Annotated in this window: 17 protein-coding genes; 8 read left to right on the top strand and 9 right to left on the bottom strand. The window is 45.9% G+C overall.

What is annotated here, in order from left to right:
- Positions 1–37: 37 nt before the first annotated feature.
- Complete coding sequence (locus ACJB0T_RS09575; protein WP_479292273.1) at positions 38–442, bottom strand: AAA family ATPase; 405 nt, start codon at positions 440–442, stop codon at positions 38–40.
- Positions 443–581: 139 nt separating this feature from the next.
- Here ACJB0T_RS09575 and metA point away from each other — a divergent pair, with 139 nt between their 5' ends.
- Positions 582–1,520 carry a homoserine O-succinyltransferase MetA gene (gene metA, locus ACJB0T_RS09580; RefSeq protein ID WP_479290513.1) on the top strand — a complete coding sequence of 313 codons (939 nt, stop codon included), beginning with the start codon at positions 582–584 and terminating at the stop codon, positions 1,518–1,520.
- A gap of 63 nt (positions 1,521–1,583) precedes the next feature.
- On the opposite strand, the gene ACJB0T_RS09585 is transcribed toward metA, so the two are convergent.
- Together ACJB0T_RS09585 and ACJB0T_RS09590 are read right to left on the bottom strand one after the other, a co-directional pair.
- Positions 1,584–1,835: a DUF3081 domain-containing protein gene (locus ACJB0T_RS09585; protein WP_479290514.1), complete on the bottom strand. Its 252-nt coding sequence runs from the start codon at positions 1,833–1,835 to the stop codon at positions 1,584–1,586.
- Between the two features lie 95 nt (positions 1,836–1,930).
- On the bottom strand, positions 1,931–3,610 hold the full coding sequence (locus ACJB0T_RS09590; protein WP_479290516.1) for an AMP-binding protein: 1,680 nt from the start codon (positions 3,608–3,610) through the stop codon (positions 1,931–1,933).
- 221 nt (positions 3,611–3,831) lie between these two features.
- Here ACJB0T_RS09590 and pilW point away from each other — a divergent pair, with 221 nt between their 5' ends.
- Positions 3,832–4,557 carry a type IV pilus biogenesis/stability protein PilW gene (gene pilW, locus ACJB0T_RS09595; RefSeq protein WP_479290518.1) on the top strand — a complete coding sequence of 242 codons (726 nt, stop codon included), beginning with the start codon at positions 3,832–3,834 and terminating at the stop codon, positions 4,555–4,557.
- 166 nt (positions 4,558–4,723) lie between these two features.
- Here pilW and rlmF read toward each other — a convergent pair whose 3' ends face one another.
- The 4 genes from rlmF to ACJB0T_RS09615 all read right to left on the bottom strand — a co-directional run bounded on the left by rlmF (position 4,724) and on the right by ACJB0T_RS09615 (position 9,070).
- Positions 4,724–5,779 carry a 23S rRNA (adenine(1618)-N(6))-methyltransferase RlmF gene (gene rlmF, locus ACJB0T_RS09600; RefSeq protein WP_479290520.1) on the bottom strand — a complete coding sequence of 352 codons (1,056 nt, stop codon included), beginning with the start codon at positions 5,777–5,779 and terminating at the stop codon, positions 4,724–4,726.
- Positions 5,763–6,272: a M48 metallopeptidase family protein gene (locus tag ACJB0T_RS09605; RefSeq protein ID WP_479290522.1), complete on the bottom strand. Its 510-nt coding sequence runs from the start codon at positions 6,270–6,272 to the stop codon at positions 5,763–5,765. The genes rlmF and ACJB0T_RS09605 overlap by 17 nt, the downstream gene beginning before the upstream one ends.
- A 107-nt stretch (positions 6,273–6,379) precedes the next feature.
- The gene (locus ACJB0T_RS09610) at positions 6,380–7,564 is read right to left on the bottom strand and encodes a D-alanyl-D-alanine carboxypeptidase family protein (protein WP_479290524.1); all 1,185 of its coding nucleotides are present in this window, start codon (positions 7,562–7,564) and stop codon (positions 6,380–6,382) included.
- A 234-nt stretch (positions 7,565–7,798) separates the two neighbouring features.
- Complete coding sequence (locus ACJB0T_RS09615; protein WP_479290526.1) at positions 7,799–9,070, bottom strand: sensor domain-containing diguanylate cyclase; 1,272 nt, start codon at positions 9,068–9,070, stop codon at positions 7,799–7,801.
- Between the two features lie 265 nt (positions 9,071–9,335).
- On the opposite strand from ACJB0T_RS09615, the gene ACJB0T_RS09620 reads away from it, so the two are divergent.
- The 6 genes from ACJB0T_RS09620 (at position 9,336) to ACJB0T_RS09645 (ending at position 14,487) form a co-directional block, all read left to right on the top strand.
- A complete protein-coding gene (locus ACJB0T_RS09620) occupies positions 9,336–9,617 on the top strand; it encodes a hypothetical protein (protein ID WP_479290528.1) in 282 nt (93 codons plus the stop codon).
- A 399-nt stretch (positions 9,618–10,016) separates the two neighbouring features.
- The gene (locus tag ACJB0T_RS09625) at positions 10,017–11,189 is read left to right on the top strand and encodes an ABC transporter substrate-binding protein (protein WP_479290529.1); all 1,173 of its coding nucleotides are present in this window, start codon (positions 10,017–10,019) and stop codon (positions 11,187–11,189) included.
- A gap of 21 nt (positions 11,190–11,210) precedes the next feature.
- The gene (locus ACJB0T_RS09630) at positions 11,211–12,917 is read left to right on the top strand and encodes an ABC transporter permease (RefSeq protein ID WP_479290530.1); all 1,707 of its coding nucleotides are present in this window, start codon (positions 11,211–11,213) and stop codon (positions 12,915–12,917) included.
- A complete protein-coding gene (locus ACJB0T_RS09635; RefSeq protein ID WP_479290532.1) occupies positions 12,883–13,530 on the top strand; it encodes an ATP-binding cassette domain-containing protein in 648 nt (215 codons plus the stop codon). Before ACJB0T_RS09630 ends, ACJB0T_RS09635 begins: the two co-directional genes overlap by 35 nt.
- Complete coding sequence (locus tag ACJB0T_RS09640; protein ID WP_479290534.1) at positions 13,523–14,131, top strand: CDP-alcohol phosphatidyltransferase family protein; 609 nt, start codon at positions 13,523–13,525, stop codon at positions 14,129–14,131. Before ACJB0T_RS09635 ends, ACJB0T_RS09640 begins: the two co-directional genes overlap by 8 nt.
- Before the next feature lie 8 nt (positions 14,132–14,139).
- Positions 14,140–14,487 carry a YajD family HNH nuclease gene (locus ACJB0T_RS09645; RefSeq protein WP_479290536.1) on the top strand — a complete coding sequence of 116 codons (348 nt, stop codon included), beginning with the start codon at positions 14,140–14,142 and terminating at the stop codon, positions 14,485–14,487.
- Positions 14,488–14,608: 121 nt separating this feature from the next.
- Here the strand turns inward: ACJB0T_RS09645 and gnd are convergent, their stop codons facing one another.
- Positions 14,609–16,057: a decarboxylating NADP(+)-dependent phosphogluconate dehydrogenase gene (gene gnd, locus ACJB0T_RS09650; protein WP_479290538.1), complete on the bottom strand. Its 1,449-nt coding sequence runs from the start codon at positions 16,055–16,057 to the stop codon at positions 14,609–14,611.
- Positions 16,058–16,152: 95 nt separating this feature from the next.
- On the bottom strand, positions 16,153–17,655 hold the full coding sequence (gene zwf / locus ACJB0T_RS09655; protein ID WP_112461063.1) for a glucose-6-phosphate dehydrogenase: 1,503 nt from the start codon (positions 17,653–17,655) through the stop codon (positions 16,153–16,155).
- Positions 17,656–17,913: the final 258 nt, after the last annotated feature.

Consider the following 17,913-nt stretch of genomic DNA (forward strand, 5'->3'; position numbering starts at 1 on the left):
TAAATTTTCTTTTATTTTTCTGTTCTAATGGTTGGGGTTAATCTTGCCAGCGTTTTTGCATAGACGCTATGACATCATCACTAACACCATGAATATTTAGATACCGACCTCGGCAAACGATGATCTCTAGTTCAGCCTTATAACGCTTAGCGAGTATTTTGTAAGCTTTCATCTCCCACAAGCGAACAAACGTATTGGCGACCACCACGTCTTGATTGTCCGCAAGCGCAGATTCCACTTGTTTTTGGCACCAAGCATGGGCATGCGCGATTTTGCTCGCATCATACTGATACTCGCCATCGGCATTCAAAAAATACATGTCGGCCTCGTAGTGAGCCGCATTAAAAGTCTTAGCTAATGTACTTTTTCCAGAACCAGGTAAGCCCCGAATGAGCGTTAGTTTCAAACTCGTTTCCGCTATCAGTTTATGCAAAGGCGACATTGTACCTTGTCTTGCCACCATTGGTAGCTTACTTACAGTCTGACGTAAGCTAAAATTAATTATCGACAAGAAATAACGTTTGCGTTAGTTTAGATGTATAGACGTCCAGAAGACCAAAACAGAGCTTAGGGAGAAAGCTGTGCCAATTAAGATCCCCGATCAACTGCCTGCATCCAATGTATTGCAACAAGAGAACATCTTTGTAATGTCGGAAACGCGTGCGGCGACCCAAGAAATTCGCCCACTTAAAGTGTTGATCCTCAATTTGATGCCCAAGAAAATTGAAACTGAAACTCAGTTTTTAAGGCTACTCTCCAATAGTCCACTGCAAGTTGATGTAGAGCTACTGCGCATTGATGATCGCCCAAGTAAAAATACACCAACTGAACACTTAGATACCTTCTATCGCCAATTTGAAACCATCAAGAATCGCAATTTCGATGGTCTCATCATCACTGGTGCACCACTCGGTTTGGTTCAGTTTGAAGATGTGATTTATTGGGAACACCTTCAGACCATCATGAACTGGGCAAGCAAACACGTCACCTCTACACTCTATGTGTGCTGGGCTGCCCAAGCTGGCCTTAAGCTACTTTACGACCTGCCAAAGCGTACCCGAAAAGAAAAACTCTCTGGTGTCTACCATCATGAGATTCACTCACCGTATCACCCTATCTTGCGTGGCTTTGATGATACCTTCTTAGCGCCCCATTCTCGATATGCTGATTTCTCTCCGGAATACTTAGAGTCTCATACTGATCTGGATATTTTGGCCACATCGGATATCGCAGGCGTGTATTTGGCTGCGACGAAAGACAAGCGTAATGTGTTCGTCACCGGTCACCCTGAATATGACTCCAATACACTGCATAATGAATATGTGCGTGATCTCGGAGAGGGAATGGAACCTGCCATTCCAATCAACTATTACCCGAACAACAACCCTGACAATAAGCCAGTTGCAAGTTGGCGCAGTCACGGTCATTTACTGTTTGCTAACTGGCTAAACTACTGCGTGTACCAACAAACGCCATACGATCTTGAACACTTCAGTGAAGACGCGTTTACGAAAGACTAATAGCCTAGATACCCTATGCCTCCCTTTAAACTGGGAGGCATAAGCTATTTCGCGTGAGGAATTTCACTTCGCTAACATCGCCACTTTCTTTAAAAAGCTATCACGTAAGTGCTCTTGGTCATATTCAAGGTGATAGGTATTGTGAAAACCCACTTTAAGTTCCACACCATTACCCCGCATATAAACGTTGTACCCATCGTAGTCAGAACAAGCTTCAACGCCTTCATAAATTTTGCCAAATTCAGTGTCTGTACCGTTCTCCATCACTGCGTCATACGCTCGAAGAATTTTGTTGGGATCAAGTTCGTTTCTCATCGCTATCTCCTTCAAACAAAAAAAGCCACATTTTAAGTGTGGCTTAGTAGTACGTATTGCGCCAGTTTAGCGGCTCTTCATCTGAAAATTCAGTTCTATTGATCGCGCAGTTCGCGCCTTAAGATCTTGCCTACGTTGGTTTTTGGCAGCTCATCTCTGAATTCAATAAACGTGGGGATTTTGTAACCGGTCAAATGTTTACGGCAGTGCTGCTTAATTTCATCCGCGGTGACATTGCCGTTTGCAACGACAAACAGTTTCACACGCTCACCGGCAATATCATCTGGAATACCGACCGCAGCCGCCTCAGTCACTTTCGGATGTAGGGTTGCAACTTCTTCAACTTCTGTTGGGAACACATTGAAGCCAGACACGAGAATCATGTCTTTTTTGCGATCTTCAATGTAGAAAATGCCTTCCTCATCCATTCGGCCAATATCACCAGAATAGAGCCAACCGTCTTCTGCGAGGATCGCTTGGGTTTCAGCGTCTTGCTTCCAGTAGCCTTTCATCACCTGTGGGCCGCGAATTTGTATTTCACCCACTTGATTCACTCCAAGCGCCTGACCCTGATCATCAACAATACGCAGTTCAGTACTTGGCAACGGCACTCCAACCGCTGCCACGTAGGCTTGTTGAGTATGTACACCGCCCGCTACGACAGGTGAACATTCTGTCAGACCATAGCCCTCAATGATTGGCATTCCCGTGATTCTTTGCCATTCCTCTGCAACATGCTTTTGAGTCGCCATGCCGCCAGCAATGGTGAATTCTGCGTTAGAAAAATCGAGCGTTTTAAACTTCTCATGCTTGTTAAGCGCCGCAAGCAAGGTATTCAAACCAAAGATCATGGTAAACGGATACTTGCTCAAGTCATTGACAAAGCTGTTTAGATCACGAGGGTTAGTGATCAATAGATTGCTTGCCCCCATGTACATCATCAGCATCATGCTGACCGAGTTAGCAAAAATATGATAAAGCGGTAATGGTGTCACTGCGCGCTCTTGCTCTTTCGCAGTGCGCGGACCAAAATGTCCAAAAACCTGAAGCACATTGGCAATAATGTTGCGGTGTGTCAGCATCGCGCCTTTAGCGAGCCCAGTTGTCCCACCTGTATATTGCAAGTATGCCAAATCATCACAGGTTAATTCTGGCTCAACAAAAGTCATTTGCTTGCCATCCGTCAGTGCACGGCGAAGTGAGATGGCACCTGGTAAGTTGTATTTAGGCACCATTTTTTTTACATACTTAACGACAAAGTTCACCAGGGTACGCTTATGTGGCGCAAGCGCATCACCGATACTGGTTAAAATCACGTGCTTGATGCTGGTCTTTTCAATCACTTGCTGCAAGCTATTACCAAAGTTGGTTACGGCAACAATGATGGTGGCACCTGAATCACGTAGTTGGTGTTCAAGCTCACGCGGTGTATACAATGGATTAACGTTCACCACCACAAGACCTGCTTTGAGCGCTCCCAAGATAGCAATCGGATATTGCAGAAGGTTTGGCATCATCAGTGCAATGCGATCGCCCTTTTTAGCGTGAAGTTCTGTTTGCAAATAGGCTGCAAACGCATCGCTCTTTTCGTTCAGTTCACGATATGTCAAAGAATGCCCCATGTTCACAAATGCCGTGTTATCGGCAAACTTCTCAAAAGGCGCTTTAAACATCTCATTGATGTTGCTGTACTGGTCAACATCAACAAATTCAGGCACATCACTTGGGTAGGTCTTTAGCCAAGGTTTATGTCCGTTGCGGTTCACATTGCTCATCAAATTCATACCTTCATAGTTCAACCTAGCTACTTTATCTAAGAAGGATGGCGGACTAAAGATTTGAGTTATTATTCTAATTTGATCGCTTATTTAATAAACAATTATGTTATTCGCAAGCCAGAGTTTGTGTTGTGTGTCGCAGCAACATGCCGCCACGTCCCCCCCTTTCAGCCCAGCTTTTAAAATGAACACGACTATTAATTTATGAGCAAAAACGAATGAAACTCATCTTAGCAATGTTATCTATGCTTATTATTTTGTTCACATCTGGGTGCGTGACCGTCGGAGAGGAGTCCAAGGTGAGTGCTGCACCCATTGATGCCGCCGACACGCGAATAGAGCTTGGGCTTGCTTACATGAAACGAGAGCAATATAGCCGTGCCAAACAAGACTTCGAAAAAGCGCTCGAATTCGCCCCCAGGTATTACCGAAGCCATCTTTCTATGGCTTATTATTTCGAGGCTGTAGGTCAGTTTCAACAAGCACGCGATACTTATCAAACCGCGCTAAAAGTCGCGCCAAGTAATGGTGAGGTCTACCACAACTACGGCACCTTTCTTTGTAAACGCGGTAAATACGATCTAGCTGAAACCATGCTAATCGCTGCCACAGAGCAGCCAAATTACTACCAAATTGCCGAAAGTTACGAGAACGCTGGCTTGTGTGCCCTTAAAGCAGAACGGCCTACAGAAGCGAGAACGTTTTTTGAGAAATCATTAGAGCATGATCCTTATCGACCCAACGCGACCATCCAGCTTGCAGCCATTGAAGTTAATGTCGGCAATTACAACAAAGCGCGAGCACGGCTTTTAAAGTTCCATCATAGGTTTGGCTATCAAAAACCGAGCTTAACTGTACTTCGTAATTTGGAGCAAAAGGTGGGGAATGTAGCTCTGGCGGAAAAGTACCAGTCGCTGTTAGATGGCTTAGGAGATGATAGTTAACAGGCGTAGACTTAGCTCACGACAAAGCCGCGTCATCTCCTTGAAAAAGGAGATCTCTTGAAACGAGTAACTCGCTCAATTTGACCGCAACAGTCGCTGACAAAGATCCTCGTTTTCACGAGGATGATGCTGCTTTATGTAACCAATAGTATTAATAAATAGCTACTTACAACAAATGACCACTCAAAGTCAGACGTTGCTCGTGACTCATAAACGACCATGCCACAAAGCGGCTTTTCTTCTGTCCTTGAGCCATTTCTTGAATAAGTACATGGGTCGCACCCAGCTTCTCTAGACGTTTTTGCAATGGACGAATGTTGTCCTTCTTGGAAAGCAAGGTCGAGAACCAAATCACTTGGTGTGCGAACTCCTTACTCTCGTTTGCCATATTCAGAACAAATGCTTCCTCACCACCTGGACACCAAAGCTCCGCATTGTGGCCGCCAAAATTGAGCCCTTCACTCTTTTTTGCTGGCTGACTATTTTCCTGTGACAACTCGCCACGCAGCTGTCTATTTTTCGCTAGATTGGCGTTCTTGCGATCAGTCCCCTTCTGCGCATCTTCCGCTGACTTATGGAACGGAGGGTTACAGGTTGTCACAACAAACACATCACCATGTTGAATCACACCTTCAAAAATGTGCTCACTTTGGGTTTGATGCCTTAACTCAATTTTTCTCGTCAGTTTGTCATTTGACGCAACGTTGCTTCTAGCGCTTTCTAGCGAGCTTTCATCAACATCACTTCCAACCCAATTCCAATAGTATTGAGTTGCTCCAACAATCGGATAGATGCAGTTAGCACCAACCCCTATATCCAATGCGGTCACTTTAAGTCGAGCTTTAGCAGGGCGGTCTTGCATTAAGTCGTGTTGCAACCATTCGTTGAGTCGATGAATGTAGTCCGCACGTCCTGGAATCGGTGGGCACAGATACCCGTTTGGAATATCCCAATAGCTCAATCCGTAATACGCTTTTAGCAGAGCGCGATTGAGTACTTTTACTGACTCGGAATTGGAAAACACAATGCTCATATCGCCATGTGGATTTTTCACAACATGGTCTGCCAATCCAGGTTCCGCTTCAATCAGACGTTTAAAGTCATAGCGGCCTTGGTGTTTATTGTTTGCATGAAGTCCGCTCGCTTTGCGCTTGTCGACAACCATTGCCGAGAGCTTATCTTGCTTGCGAGATCGTAGATTAGATTTATTTTGACGAGTCATTGAGTAGCTCTTTGTAGATCATAAAAAGGCGCGCATCGAACTCAAGCTGATGGTAGTCAGGTTCCATATGACAACATAGTTGATAAAACGCTTTATCGTGGTTCTTTTCTTTGATGTGGGCCAGCTCATGAACCACCAGCATACGCAGCAGAGGCTCAGGCGCATCTTTAAACACGGACGCTATGCGGATCTCATTCTTTGCCTTAAGTTTGCCACCATGTGCACGAGAGATGTAGGTGTGCAGACCAAGCGCATTATTGATGAGGTGGATCTTATTGTCCCAGATGACTTTCGAGATAGGCGGCGTTTTTTTCATGTAACGCTGCTTAATGTCCATAGTGTAATCGAAGAGCGCTTTTTCGCTCTTAATTTGATGACGTTCTGGAAAACGTTTTTCAAACCAGTGAATAAAACGCCCCGACGACACCATACCACCGATCTGCTCGACAAGATGTTGCGGATAACCTGAGATGTACTTGAGATATGGGCTCATAACCATTGCGGTGTTGCTATCAAAGAGCGCGCTATTCTAGCGAGGCAACGAGATGAAATAAAGAATAGAGCGATAATTCGAGTGACTACCGCTCTAATTTTAACTGTCTATTGCTCCCAAAGATCTTTGGTATCAGTAAACAGCGATTTGAACCAAAGCACCACAGTACCCCATAGGCGCTTGAATATTGAGCCTTGCTCCACCGTAGACTTAGCGACTAGAGGTTCCGCGGCAATTTCATCGTTGCCGACTTTCCAAGTGACACTGCCGATAATGTCACCTTGATTGATTGGCGCAATTAGAGGAGCGAATACCTCGACCTCCTTAGAAACGCCACGGCTATTCCCTCTAAGGTAAGTAGCGTAGACATCTTGTTCAAAGCCTAAAGGAATCGCACTACTTGTGCCTTTCCATACTTTTGCCGTCACTTCAGTCGCATCCGATTCTGCGAGTTGATCTGTTTCATAGAAACGGAAGCCATAGTTCAGTAATTGTCTCGAAGCTTCGACCCGGGTCTGTGCACTAGGAGTACCCATCACTACCGAGATCAGTCGCATTTGCCCCTGTGTTGCCGAACTGACTAAGCTGTAGCCTGCCTCAGAGGTATAACCTGTTTTACCGCCATCCACATTGAGTGAGTTGTCCCACAGTAATCTATTTCGGTTGTATTGTTTGATGTCTGCCCATACAAATCGCTTCTCTGAGTAGAGCTTATAAACCTCTGGTACATCCTCGATGATACGTCTCATCAATATCGCCATATCTTGCGGCGTGGTGTGAATGCCTTGTCCATCCAGACCATGTGCATTGATAAACTGAGAGCTATTCATACCTAAGTTAATGGCCCACTGATTCATCAATGCCACAAAGCCATTTTCTGTCCCAGCAATATGCTCCGCTAGTGCAACTGCAGCGTCATTGCCCGATTGAACAATCAACCCTCTCATCAAATCAGCAACCGTTACGTCATCGCCCGGCTTAATGAACATCTTTGAAGAATCGGGAAACTTAACCGACCAAGCATTTTCACTTACGGCCACTTTGCTATCCCAGGTTGTGCGACCAGATGCTATCTCCATACCAACGACATAGGCCGTCATCAGCTTGGTTAAACTCGCTGGAGCGAGTGCAGCATCTTGATTGCCTTCAACAATGATCTCTCCCGACTGATAGTCCATTAGGACATAGCCTTTGGCATTCAATGAAGGTGGGTTTGGTGTGACCAACGCGAAAGCCGTCGCCGATGAGCAAAGCGCTAACGACGCAAGCAAAACAGACATTGGTTTTCTCATCTCACGGACTCCTTATAGTGTGAGTGCTTCGCCGTCTCTGCGAGCTTGAAAGGTCAAGCCTCGCCGCCAAATTGGTGGTTTAAGAATGCAGCAGGACGCGAAGCTAAAAATTGATAACCTCTATCCACAAATTAGAATAAAAGCGGCAACTTGGCTTAGTTTTTTTGTAAGAAATTCTGCATCTCAGAGATAGAGTGCAACTAAGGGAGAGACACCACTACTCGCGGTCTTGATTCAATCTTGTTCTATATCGAGAAAGTGACAGGCGGAACCTTCGAGCGTTTTAGCAACGTACATCGCTTTGTCCGCAACACTCACTGCTCGGACGCAATTGAGTTCTTTGCTATCACAAAGGGTTGCGCCCAAGCTGACATTAATAGGAATAAGCTCAGACTCACCGACATCAATAGAGTGTGAAGTAACTTGTAGAATGTGGCGGGCAATGCTTAACACATGTTCGCGACTGTTAAGCCCGGGCAATACAATCAAAAACTCGTCACCGCCCAAACGGCCGACCAAGTCAGATTGTCGAGTAAAACCTTGCAACCGTTTGGCAAACTCGGTCAATATTTTGTCGCCCACTATATGACCATGCTGATCATTTAAAGATTTGAAGTTATCAATGTCTACATACATGAAGGCTATTTTCTCGCCCTTTTTACGGCACTCACCGGCTAACTGCTTGAGTTGAGACTCCAACAAGCGCCGATTTGGTAGATTAGTGAGTGGGTCAAGGTTTTGTGCTTCAATGGTTTTAAGCTCTTTCTCTTTTCGCTCGGAAATGTCACGAACTATGGCTAAGAAGTACTGTTGCCCATCAAATTCAACCATATTCACGCTAGCTTCAATAGGAATTTCTTTTCCATCCTTTCGTCTGTGTGTTGCCTCAATGCACGCCTCTCCGTGAAGCTTCATTCGACGAACATGCTCACTCCAGGTGGTCTCTTTGCAAAATCGAGGGTTAATATCAATCACCGACAATTGAAGCAACTCTTCCTTGCTGTAACCGAGTCTCTTATAGGCAAGCTCGTTACAATTGAGAATATGACCGTATTCTATTTCAGCAACATAGATTGCATCTGAGCACTTTTTAACCATATGATTTAAGAGTAGCTCCGCCGCATGAGATTTCCTCATCGCTGTCATATCAACAATCTGAGAAACAAAATGATGCACCCTTCCGACTTCATTAACATCAGCAGCAATGTTGAGCTGAGCAATTAGGGTGTAGCCTTGTTTGTGGCGATAACGTTTCTCAATTTGGATGGGTGTGAACGGGTCTTGACGCAATTGACTGCGAATGCGCTGATTAATGTCTAAATCATCAGGGTGAGTCATCACCACGTCGTTAGACATTAATTCATTGCGTGAATATCCAAGAAATTGGCAAAGTGCGGGGTTGGTATAGAGTAAACGGCCTTTTGGGCAGGTAATTGCGGTTGGAATCGGCGTCACGTCGAACAAACGCGATATAGACTCATCGAGTCTCGCAATAGGCTTGTCCATGAGCTCCCCTCCTTACCGCACCTGGACTGCAATCATAGTGGCCGAATTGCACTTTCCGAAACGACATTCGTGTATCTCCACATCTTTATTCCATTACATATTGCATCAGTTTCAAAAGCTTCTCCCACTCAACATAACCGTTATTAATTAAATACTCAAAATTGAGACAGTCTAAAACAACTGTTCGCTTTAACTCCAAAGGAGAATATTTTCATCAGCGTCGATCGCCTATGATGTCGCCCCTATTTCTTCTCGGTTACTCCGTATGAGTCGCAAACCAACCCTAGCAGAAGCGACACAGCTGCTGATTCAACAAGTCAAAAAAGAACTGCCTTTGTATGACCAAGACACCTTTGTTTGTGGACCCAATAATACCTGTATTGGGTGCCCTAAGAAATTAATGGAGTTGGTGGAAACCGATGTCAGTTACTGGGAAAGTGCATTGATTCGCGGCATAGCACCAAACTTTGAGCAGTTTCGCCGCTTCGCTAAACTATGTAGTAGCGTGAGGCGTGGTCTAGTACGCAATGGAATTATTGAAAAATAACTACTCCGACACATCAACTACCATCCACTGAAATTTTTTCTCTATAGCTCTGGTCTTGTATTTCTGCTTCATCGTTTCGTACCAGTTCAAAAACGAGAGTCGAACGTCTCCTGCATCATTATTGGCAATAGTTGACCATGCCTATCTCAATGTCCCCCACGAATCGCATCAGAATAAACCCGATTAATTGTTGTTTTCAGGGGTTTTTCAACAAACCTTGAAATTTTGTTCATCATGCAACGGTCTCGTTCGTTGACTCTAATTTTGTGATAGCCCTATTGTTAGAGCAAAGGGTATTGATAAACGTGCTCTAACCTTTACTATCATTTACTTACACCTAAATGGTTCCATCCATTTTTGGCAAGGTTAGCCACACACTATAAAGATACGGACACCAACATGAAAAATTCTATGTTCAACACGTCAGTGGTTTCTTCCGCCGCGTTAATCGCCGCAACTCTCAGCGTATCCAACGCTTTCGCTGAAGAAAAATCTTGGGAAAACATCGTCAAACAAGCGGAAGGTCAATCCGTTTACTTCCACGCATGGGGAGGTAGCCAAGAGATCAACCGCTACCTTCAGTGGGCAGGTAAAGAGCTAAAGACTCAATATGGCGTAGACTTCAATCACGTCAAAGTGACCGATATCTCAGAAACAGGTTCACGTCTATTAGCAGAAAAAGCGGCCGGTAAGAGCGACGGTGGCAGCGTCGATATGGTGTGGATTAACGGCGAAAACTTTAAATCGATGAAGGATAACGCCCTACTTTACGGACCATTCGTTTCAACGCTACCAAACTGGCAATATGTAGACAAATCGCTACCTGTTGACAGCGATTTCTCTGAGCCAACTGAAGGATTGGAAGCCCCATGGGGTGTCGGTCAGTTGGTATTTATCCACGACACACAAAGTCTAAATAACCCGCCGGTCTCCTATTCCGAGATGCTCAACTATGCAAAAGCCTATCCGAACAAACTAAGTTACCCGAAACCACCTGAGTTTCATGGTACCAGTTTCCTAAAATCGCTATTAATCGAACTCACCGACAACGATCCCTCTTTGGCTAAGCCAGTTTCAGAGGCGGATTTTGACATTGTTACCCAGCCTCTTTGGAACTATCTAGACGAGTTTCATAAAGTCGCTTGGCGCGGTGGAAAACAGTTCCCAGCAGGCACAGCAGAAACCATCCAATTACTTGATGATGGCCAATTAGACCTTGCGATCACATTCAACCCTAACGCGGTTTTTTCCGCTCAAGCTAGTGGAAATCTGAGCGATACGACAAGTGCTTATGCCATGGAAAGCGGCGCACTATCCAACATCCATTTCCTTGCAATACCATGGAATGCTAATGCCAAAGAAGGGGCATTGGTGGCAATTAACTTCTTATTGAGTCCAGAAGCACAGTCTCGTAAAGGGGACATCAATATTTGGGGCGATCCATCGGTGCTCAATAAACAGTATCTAAAAGGAAGTGCAGCCAAGACTCAACAATTTAAGTCAGTCGCTGAGCCACATCCGAGCTGGCAAAGCGCGCTCGAGCAAGAATGGCTCAAGCGCTACGGCAGCTAACCGGAGATTGAGCCGTATATTATGCTAAGACTGTTGTACGCCACATTGGTTGTTGTCTGCATTCTCCCTACCATTCCAGGGCTACTTGGAGTGGTAGTGGCCTCTCTTGGATACATCCCCCCACTAAGTATGACTGAGTTCTCCCTGGAAGGGTTTGAACAAGTCTTCGCTTGGCGAGGCGTCGGAATGTCCATCACGCTCACCATTGGCACTGCACTTGTGAGCAGTTATCTCGCTTGCCTTGTCTGTTTTGCCATCCTTGCCAGCAGTTGGAACGGTCGCTGGTGGAATAAAATTGAGTTGACGTTGTCGCCTCTTCTGGCTCTTCCACATGTCGCCTTTGCTATTGGTTTCGCGTTCCTATTTGCGCCAACAGGATTTGGCGTAAGAGCGTTAGTGGAGCTATTGGGTATCGAGTCGACAAACAGTATTGAAGAGATGGTCTGGCTGGTTAAAGACCCTTACGGTTTAGGACTAACACTCATGTTGGCTATGAAAGAAGTCCCCTTCCTACTGCTAATGAGTATTCCCATTCTACGACAACTCAAGGTTAACGAATCTTTAAAGATCGCAACCTCCCTAGGCTATTCACATTCCGCAGCTTGGTGGAAAGTCATTCTACCTCAATGGTTCAATAAACTACGTTTCCCCATGCTCGCTGTGATTGCCTACAGCTTATCGGTCGTAGATGTTGCGCTAATTATTGGTCCAACCAATCCACCCACATTTGCGGTTTTGGTTTGGCAGTGGTTTAACGATCCGGATCTCGAGTTGCTGCCACGCGCGAGCGCCGGAGCAGTCGTGTTGTTTACGATAGCATCAATATTAATTGGTATCGCTCGTGGCATTGAGTTTGGTGCAATCAACTTCGCCAATCGTTGGCAATATTCAGGGCGCACCACCGTTCGTCTGCCAGGGAAGTCACTATTCATTGCGCTGATTACCGTTGTCGCCGCGATGCTACCACTTACAATTTTGTGGACATTTGCCCAACGCTGGCGCTTTCCTGATCTCTTTCCCTCTCGATATACATTACGTTTCTGGGAGTATGAGTGGGAAGGGATGACGTCGGTGATGACACAAAGTCTCACTATCGCGCTTATCTCTGCGACCATCGCACTGCTACTTGCTGTCATTGGTCACGAATACCGGATTAAGTATCGCTTTCAAGTGCCAGGCTATGTCATTGCTATTCCGATGCTCGTCCCTCAGCTCAGTATTTTGTTTGGGTTACAAGTGGCGACGTTAATGCTAAGTGATGGGCACTATCTATTGTGGGTATGTTGGTCGCACGTATTCTTCGCCTTTCCATACGTTTATCTCGCCTTAGATGGGCCATGGCGTGGCTACAACGATAAGTTTACTCAGCTCTCTTTGAGTCTTGGTAAAAGCCCGATATACACTTGGCTACATGTAAAATTACCGCAGCTGCTACCTGCAATAGTTTTTGCTTGGGCTATCGGTATCAGTGTCTCTTTGGCGCAGTATTTACCTACCCTTATTCTCGGTGCAGGTAGAATAGCCACAGTCACCACCGAAGCGGTTGCCTTATCGAGTGGCTTTGACAGGCGAGTCACCGCCATTTATGCGCTGTTCCAAGCACTATTGCCGCTATTATTTTTCACTTTCGCGGTTATTGTTAATCGCTATCACACTCGCTATCGTCGAATTAAAATAAAAGGATTGTTATTGAATGACACTCTCGCTAGAAAACCTCACCATCTGTAAGCGCGATGGCGAGGTGCTGTTTTCTGAATGTCACTTCACCATCAACCCCGGTGAAATACTCACTCTTATGGGGCCGAGTGGTTGTGGTAAGTCGACCTTGCTCGATGTGATCGCGGGTCATCTAGCGCCTGACTTTACCTATACTGGCCATGTTCGTCTTGATGATAAACGTATCGATACCATTGCTCCCCACAAGCGACACGTTGGCATCCTGTTTCAAGATGACTTACTGTTTCCGCATTTAAACGTGTGGGAAAACCTCGCTTTTGCTCTTCCCAATGACGTTAAAGGTGAGGCACGTAAACAACAGGCGCTTGAAGCGCTGGATAAAGTTCGTCTTTCACCTGTCGCCAATCATTATCCCGAGCAGCTATCTGGAGGACAGAGAGCACGTATCAGTTTGACTCGTATGCTGCTGGCAAAGCCCAAAGTAGCCCTCCTCGACGAACCCTTTAGCAAGCTCGATAAAGAGCTGCGAATGCAGTTTCGTGATTGGGTAATGGAACAGCTTGCGAATGCGAATATTCCAACCCTAATGGTGACTCATGATGAAGATGACATCCCTCCGGGTAGCCAAGTACTGACATGGCCATGGGAGAACCCACATGCTTGATCGACTGAGTATCAAAGTTATTCGCTGGCCATTGGCTCAATCCGCCAAACTGCTCGACCGTGCAGGGGTGACAGCCAATCAAACCACTTTATTCGGCTTCGTACTGGGTTGCCTAGCCTTCCCTGCCCTTGCCTATGCTCATTACGACCTTGCTTTGGTGTGTATTGTGCTGAACCGTATCTGTGATGGACTGGACGGCGCGCTGGCTCGAATACAAGGAATTACCGATGCAGGTGGATTTTTAGACATCAGCTTAGATTTTTTGTTCTATTCATTGATCCCCTTTGGCTTTGTGGTGGCGAACCCGGACCAGAATGCAGTAGCAGGTGCATTTTTAATTTTTTCTTTTATCGGGACTGGCACCAGTTTTTTGGCCTTTGCCGTCATGGCAGGCAAACGAGGCATTGAGAACCCTGTCTATCAACACAAATCACTCTATTACATGAGTGGTTTGACCGAAGGCACAGAAACGATTGGTTGTTTCGTGCTACTTTGCCTGCTTCCGCAGTACTTTGCCCCAATAGCAATTGTGTTTGGCATTGCCTGTTGGTTTACCACGTTTACACGTATTTATTCTGGCTTTCATACGTTAAAAGAGTAAGGAACATCATGTCTTCTGACTATTTTGGTACCAGTGCCGCTTATGCACGCAAAGAGAGTGACTACCGAGAGAAAGCGCTCAAGTTGTACCCTTGGGTATGTGGCAGTTGCGCGCGCGAGTTTGTCTATTCCAATCTACGAGAACTCACGGTTCACCATAAAGATCACGATCATACCAACAATCCCGAAGACGGCAGTAACTGGGAGTTGCTGTGCCTTTACTGTCATGATCACGAGCATTCAAAGTATACTGAGCATGATTTGTACGGTAGCGAGGTGAAACCGGGAGAGGACAATCATCAAACGGCAACGCACAATCCATTTGCCGATCTTGCCAATCTAATGAAGAAGCAATAACCCGCTGCTGCGCCATCATGTCAGGCGACGTCCTAGCGAACTTAAACTTCCTATCACTAGACGAAAAAAAGCCTCGCTAAATAGCGAGGCTTAGTATTCGTAATTCTAAATATCCAACGGTCTACACGTCGTAAGTTGTAGACGCCGTATCGCCGCCTGTACCAGTCCAGTTAGTGTGGAAGAACTCACCACGTGGACGGTCAGTACGCTCATAGGTGTGAGCACCGAAGTAGTCACGTTGAGCTTGAAGCAAGTTAGCTGGTAGGCGTGCTGTTGTGTAACCGTCTAGGAAAGACAGCGCTGAAATCGTACATGGCATTGGGATGCCTGCTTCTAGAGATTTCGCTGCTACTTTACGCCATGCCGCTAGGCTGCTTTGTAGAATGTTCTTGAAGTACTCATCAGAACCTAGGAATGCGATATCTGGGTTCGCTTCGTACGCATCACGGATGTTGCCTAGGAATGCAGAGCGGATGATACAACCACCACGCCACATTAGTGCTACGTTACCGTAGTTTAGATCCCAACCGTTCTCGTTTGATGCTTCACGCATTAGCATGAAACCTTGAGCGTAAGAGATGATCTTAGAAGCGAGTAGCGCTTGACGAAGTGCATCAACCCACTCTTGCTTGTCACCTTCTACTGGCGTGATTGTCTTACCGAATAGAGACTCAGCTTCAACGCGTTGGTCTTTTAGAGCAGACAGGCAACGAGAGAATACAGACTCAGAGATAAGCGTTAGTGGAATACCTAGGTCTAGTGCGTTGATACCTGTCCATTTGCCCGTGCCTTTTTGGCCCGCAGTATCAAGGATCTTCTCTACTAGTGGCTCGCCGTCTTCATCTTTGTAGCCAAGGATGTCAGCAGTGATTTCTACTAGGTAGCTGTCTAGTTCAGTCTTGTTCCAATCAGCAAACACTGCCTGCATTTCGTCAGCAGACATGCCTAGACCGTCTTTCATGAACTGGTACGCTTCAGTGATCAGCTGCATGTCACCGTATTCGATGCCGTTGTGCACCATTTTAACGAAGTGACCTGCACCATCGTTACCAACCCAGTCACAGCAAGGCTCGCCAGCGTCAGTTTTTGCAGAGATGCCTTGGAAGATAGGCTTAACTGCTTCCCAAGCTTCTGCCGCGCCACCTGGCATGATTGAAGGACCGAAACGAGCACCTTCTTCACCACCAGAAACACCGGTACCGATGAAGTGGATGCCTTTCTCACGAAGCGCAACAACACGACGGTTAGTGTCTGGGTAGTTTGTGTTACCACCATCAATGATGATATCGCCTTTGTCTAGTAGTGGTACTAGCGCTTCGATGAACTTATCAACAACGTCACCAGCACGTACCATTAGCATGACTTTACGTGGCGTTTCTAGCTTCTCAACTAGCTCTTCTAGTGAGTATGCGCCAACGATGTTAGTGCCTTTTGCTGGGCCTTCTAGGAACTCGTCAACTTTTGCAGCAGTACGGTTGTGAGCCACAACTTTAAAGCCATGGTCATTCATGTTTAGGATAAGGTTCTGACCCATTACCGCCAGACCAATTACACCAATATCACCTTTCATCATTCTCTCCATCAATTCGGCAACTTAACTTGCTGCTTTGAAATTTTTGGTCGCGCCAAGTTGTGCAGCTCTCCCAGCGCGACATAATTTTTTGATTACAGTTCGCAGTAATCTGTGTCTGTCAGGTTCTTACAAGGGAAGCGCCATGCGCGACCGTCGTTTTGAAGCAGCTGATCACACTCTTTTGGCCCCCAAGTACCACATGCATAGCCAAATAGCGCTTGTGGATCTTGCTTGAAGTCCAGAATCGGTTGTACGAACTCCCAACACGCTTCAACCGCGTCGCTGCGGGCAAAGAGCGTCGCATCACCATTTAACGCATCAAGAAGAAGGCGCTCATAGGCCGTTAGCATTTGCGTCTCTTGTAGCGAAGCATAGTGGAAGTTCATCTTCACTTCTTTTGCATTAAAACCAGCACCCGGCTCTTTTAAGCCAAAGCTCATTTGAATGCCTTCATCCGGCTGAATACGAATGATCAGTTTGTTTTCTGGTGCATCTTTACCAAACACCGGGTGCGGCGTTTGTTTAAAGTGAATCACAACTTCAGTCACACGTGTTGGCAAACGTTTACCTGTGCGCACATAAAAAGGCACGCCATTCCAACGCCAGTTGTCGATAAACATCTTCAAACCAACGTAGGTTTCCGTACGCGAGTCATCCGCTACGCCATGTTCATCACGATAGCTTGGCAGGAATTGTCCGCGAACGTTTGATTCTGTGTATTGACCCAATACAAGGTTGTTTCGCAAATCGTCATCAGATAGCGGACGCAGACATTGCAGCACTTTAACCACTTCGTTACGGATCGCGTCAGCATTAATTTGTGCCGGAGATTCCATACCTACCATTGCTAGTACTTGTAGCAAGTGGTTTTGGAACATATCGCGCACCGCGCCAGAGCCATCGTAATAGCCACCACGCTCTTCAACACCGAGGAATTCCGCGCCAGTGATTTCGACGTAGTCGACATACTGGTGGTTCCAAAGCGGTTCAAACATCGCATTTGAGAAACGCAGAACAAGTAGGTTCTGAACTGTTTCTTTACCAAGGTAGTGGTCGATACGATAGATTTGGTGCTCTTGGAAGTGCTCGTGGATCTCTTTGTCGAGTTTACGTGCAGACGCTAAGTCATAGCCAAATGGCTTTTCGATAATGAGGCGTTTCCAGCCTTGGCTTTCATCATTAAGGCCGTGAGCAGCTAAGCTCGCTGGGATAATGCTGTAAAGGCTTGGCGGCGTCGCCAAATAGAATAGCGTGTTACGTTGTTCAAAACCGTATTGGTTAGCAACGTCATCAAGGCGGGTTGCGAGTTTCGCGTAGTCTTGAGTATCTGAGGTATCAATCGCTTGATAATGAAGATGGTTACAAAATGCGTCGAGCGTTTCTGGCTCGGTCTTTTCCATCTCTTGCAAAGAAGTTTTCAACTTCTCGCGATAAGACTCATCACTGTACTGAGTACGGCTGACACCAAGAATAGCAAATGATTTTGGTAGCTGGTCGCTAGCGTACAAATGGTAAAGAGCAGGGATCAACTTACGGTACGTAAGGTCGCCTGAAGCACCAAAAATCACGATGCTACTGTTTTCAGGTATTACCATCTTTTTTCCTTAGACAATGGGGCAATTGTTTAGCGGACGCAATGTTAACAGCGTGCTAGATAAAAAGAAAATAAGTTTTGCCTATAAGAAAGATAGGTAAATTCGTCAGAGATATAAGCTCCGACCAGTTAGGTTTTTCAAACCTCCCGCCATTAATAAACAAGTAGCATAAACTAACAGATAGAACCCAGCAGCCAAGCAATTACTCTCACGTTACTGGCAAAACAGACCACATTTCTTCGTCAACTGTGTCAGACT

The organism is Vibrio sp. CB1-5 (assembly GCF_059412285.1).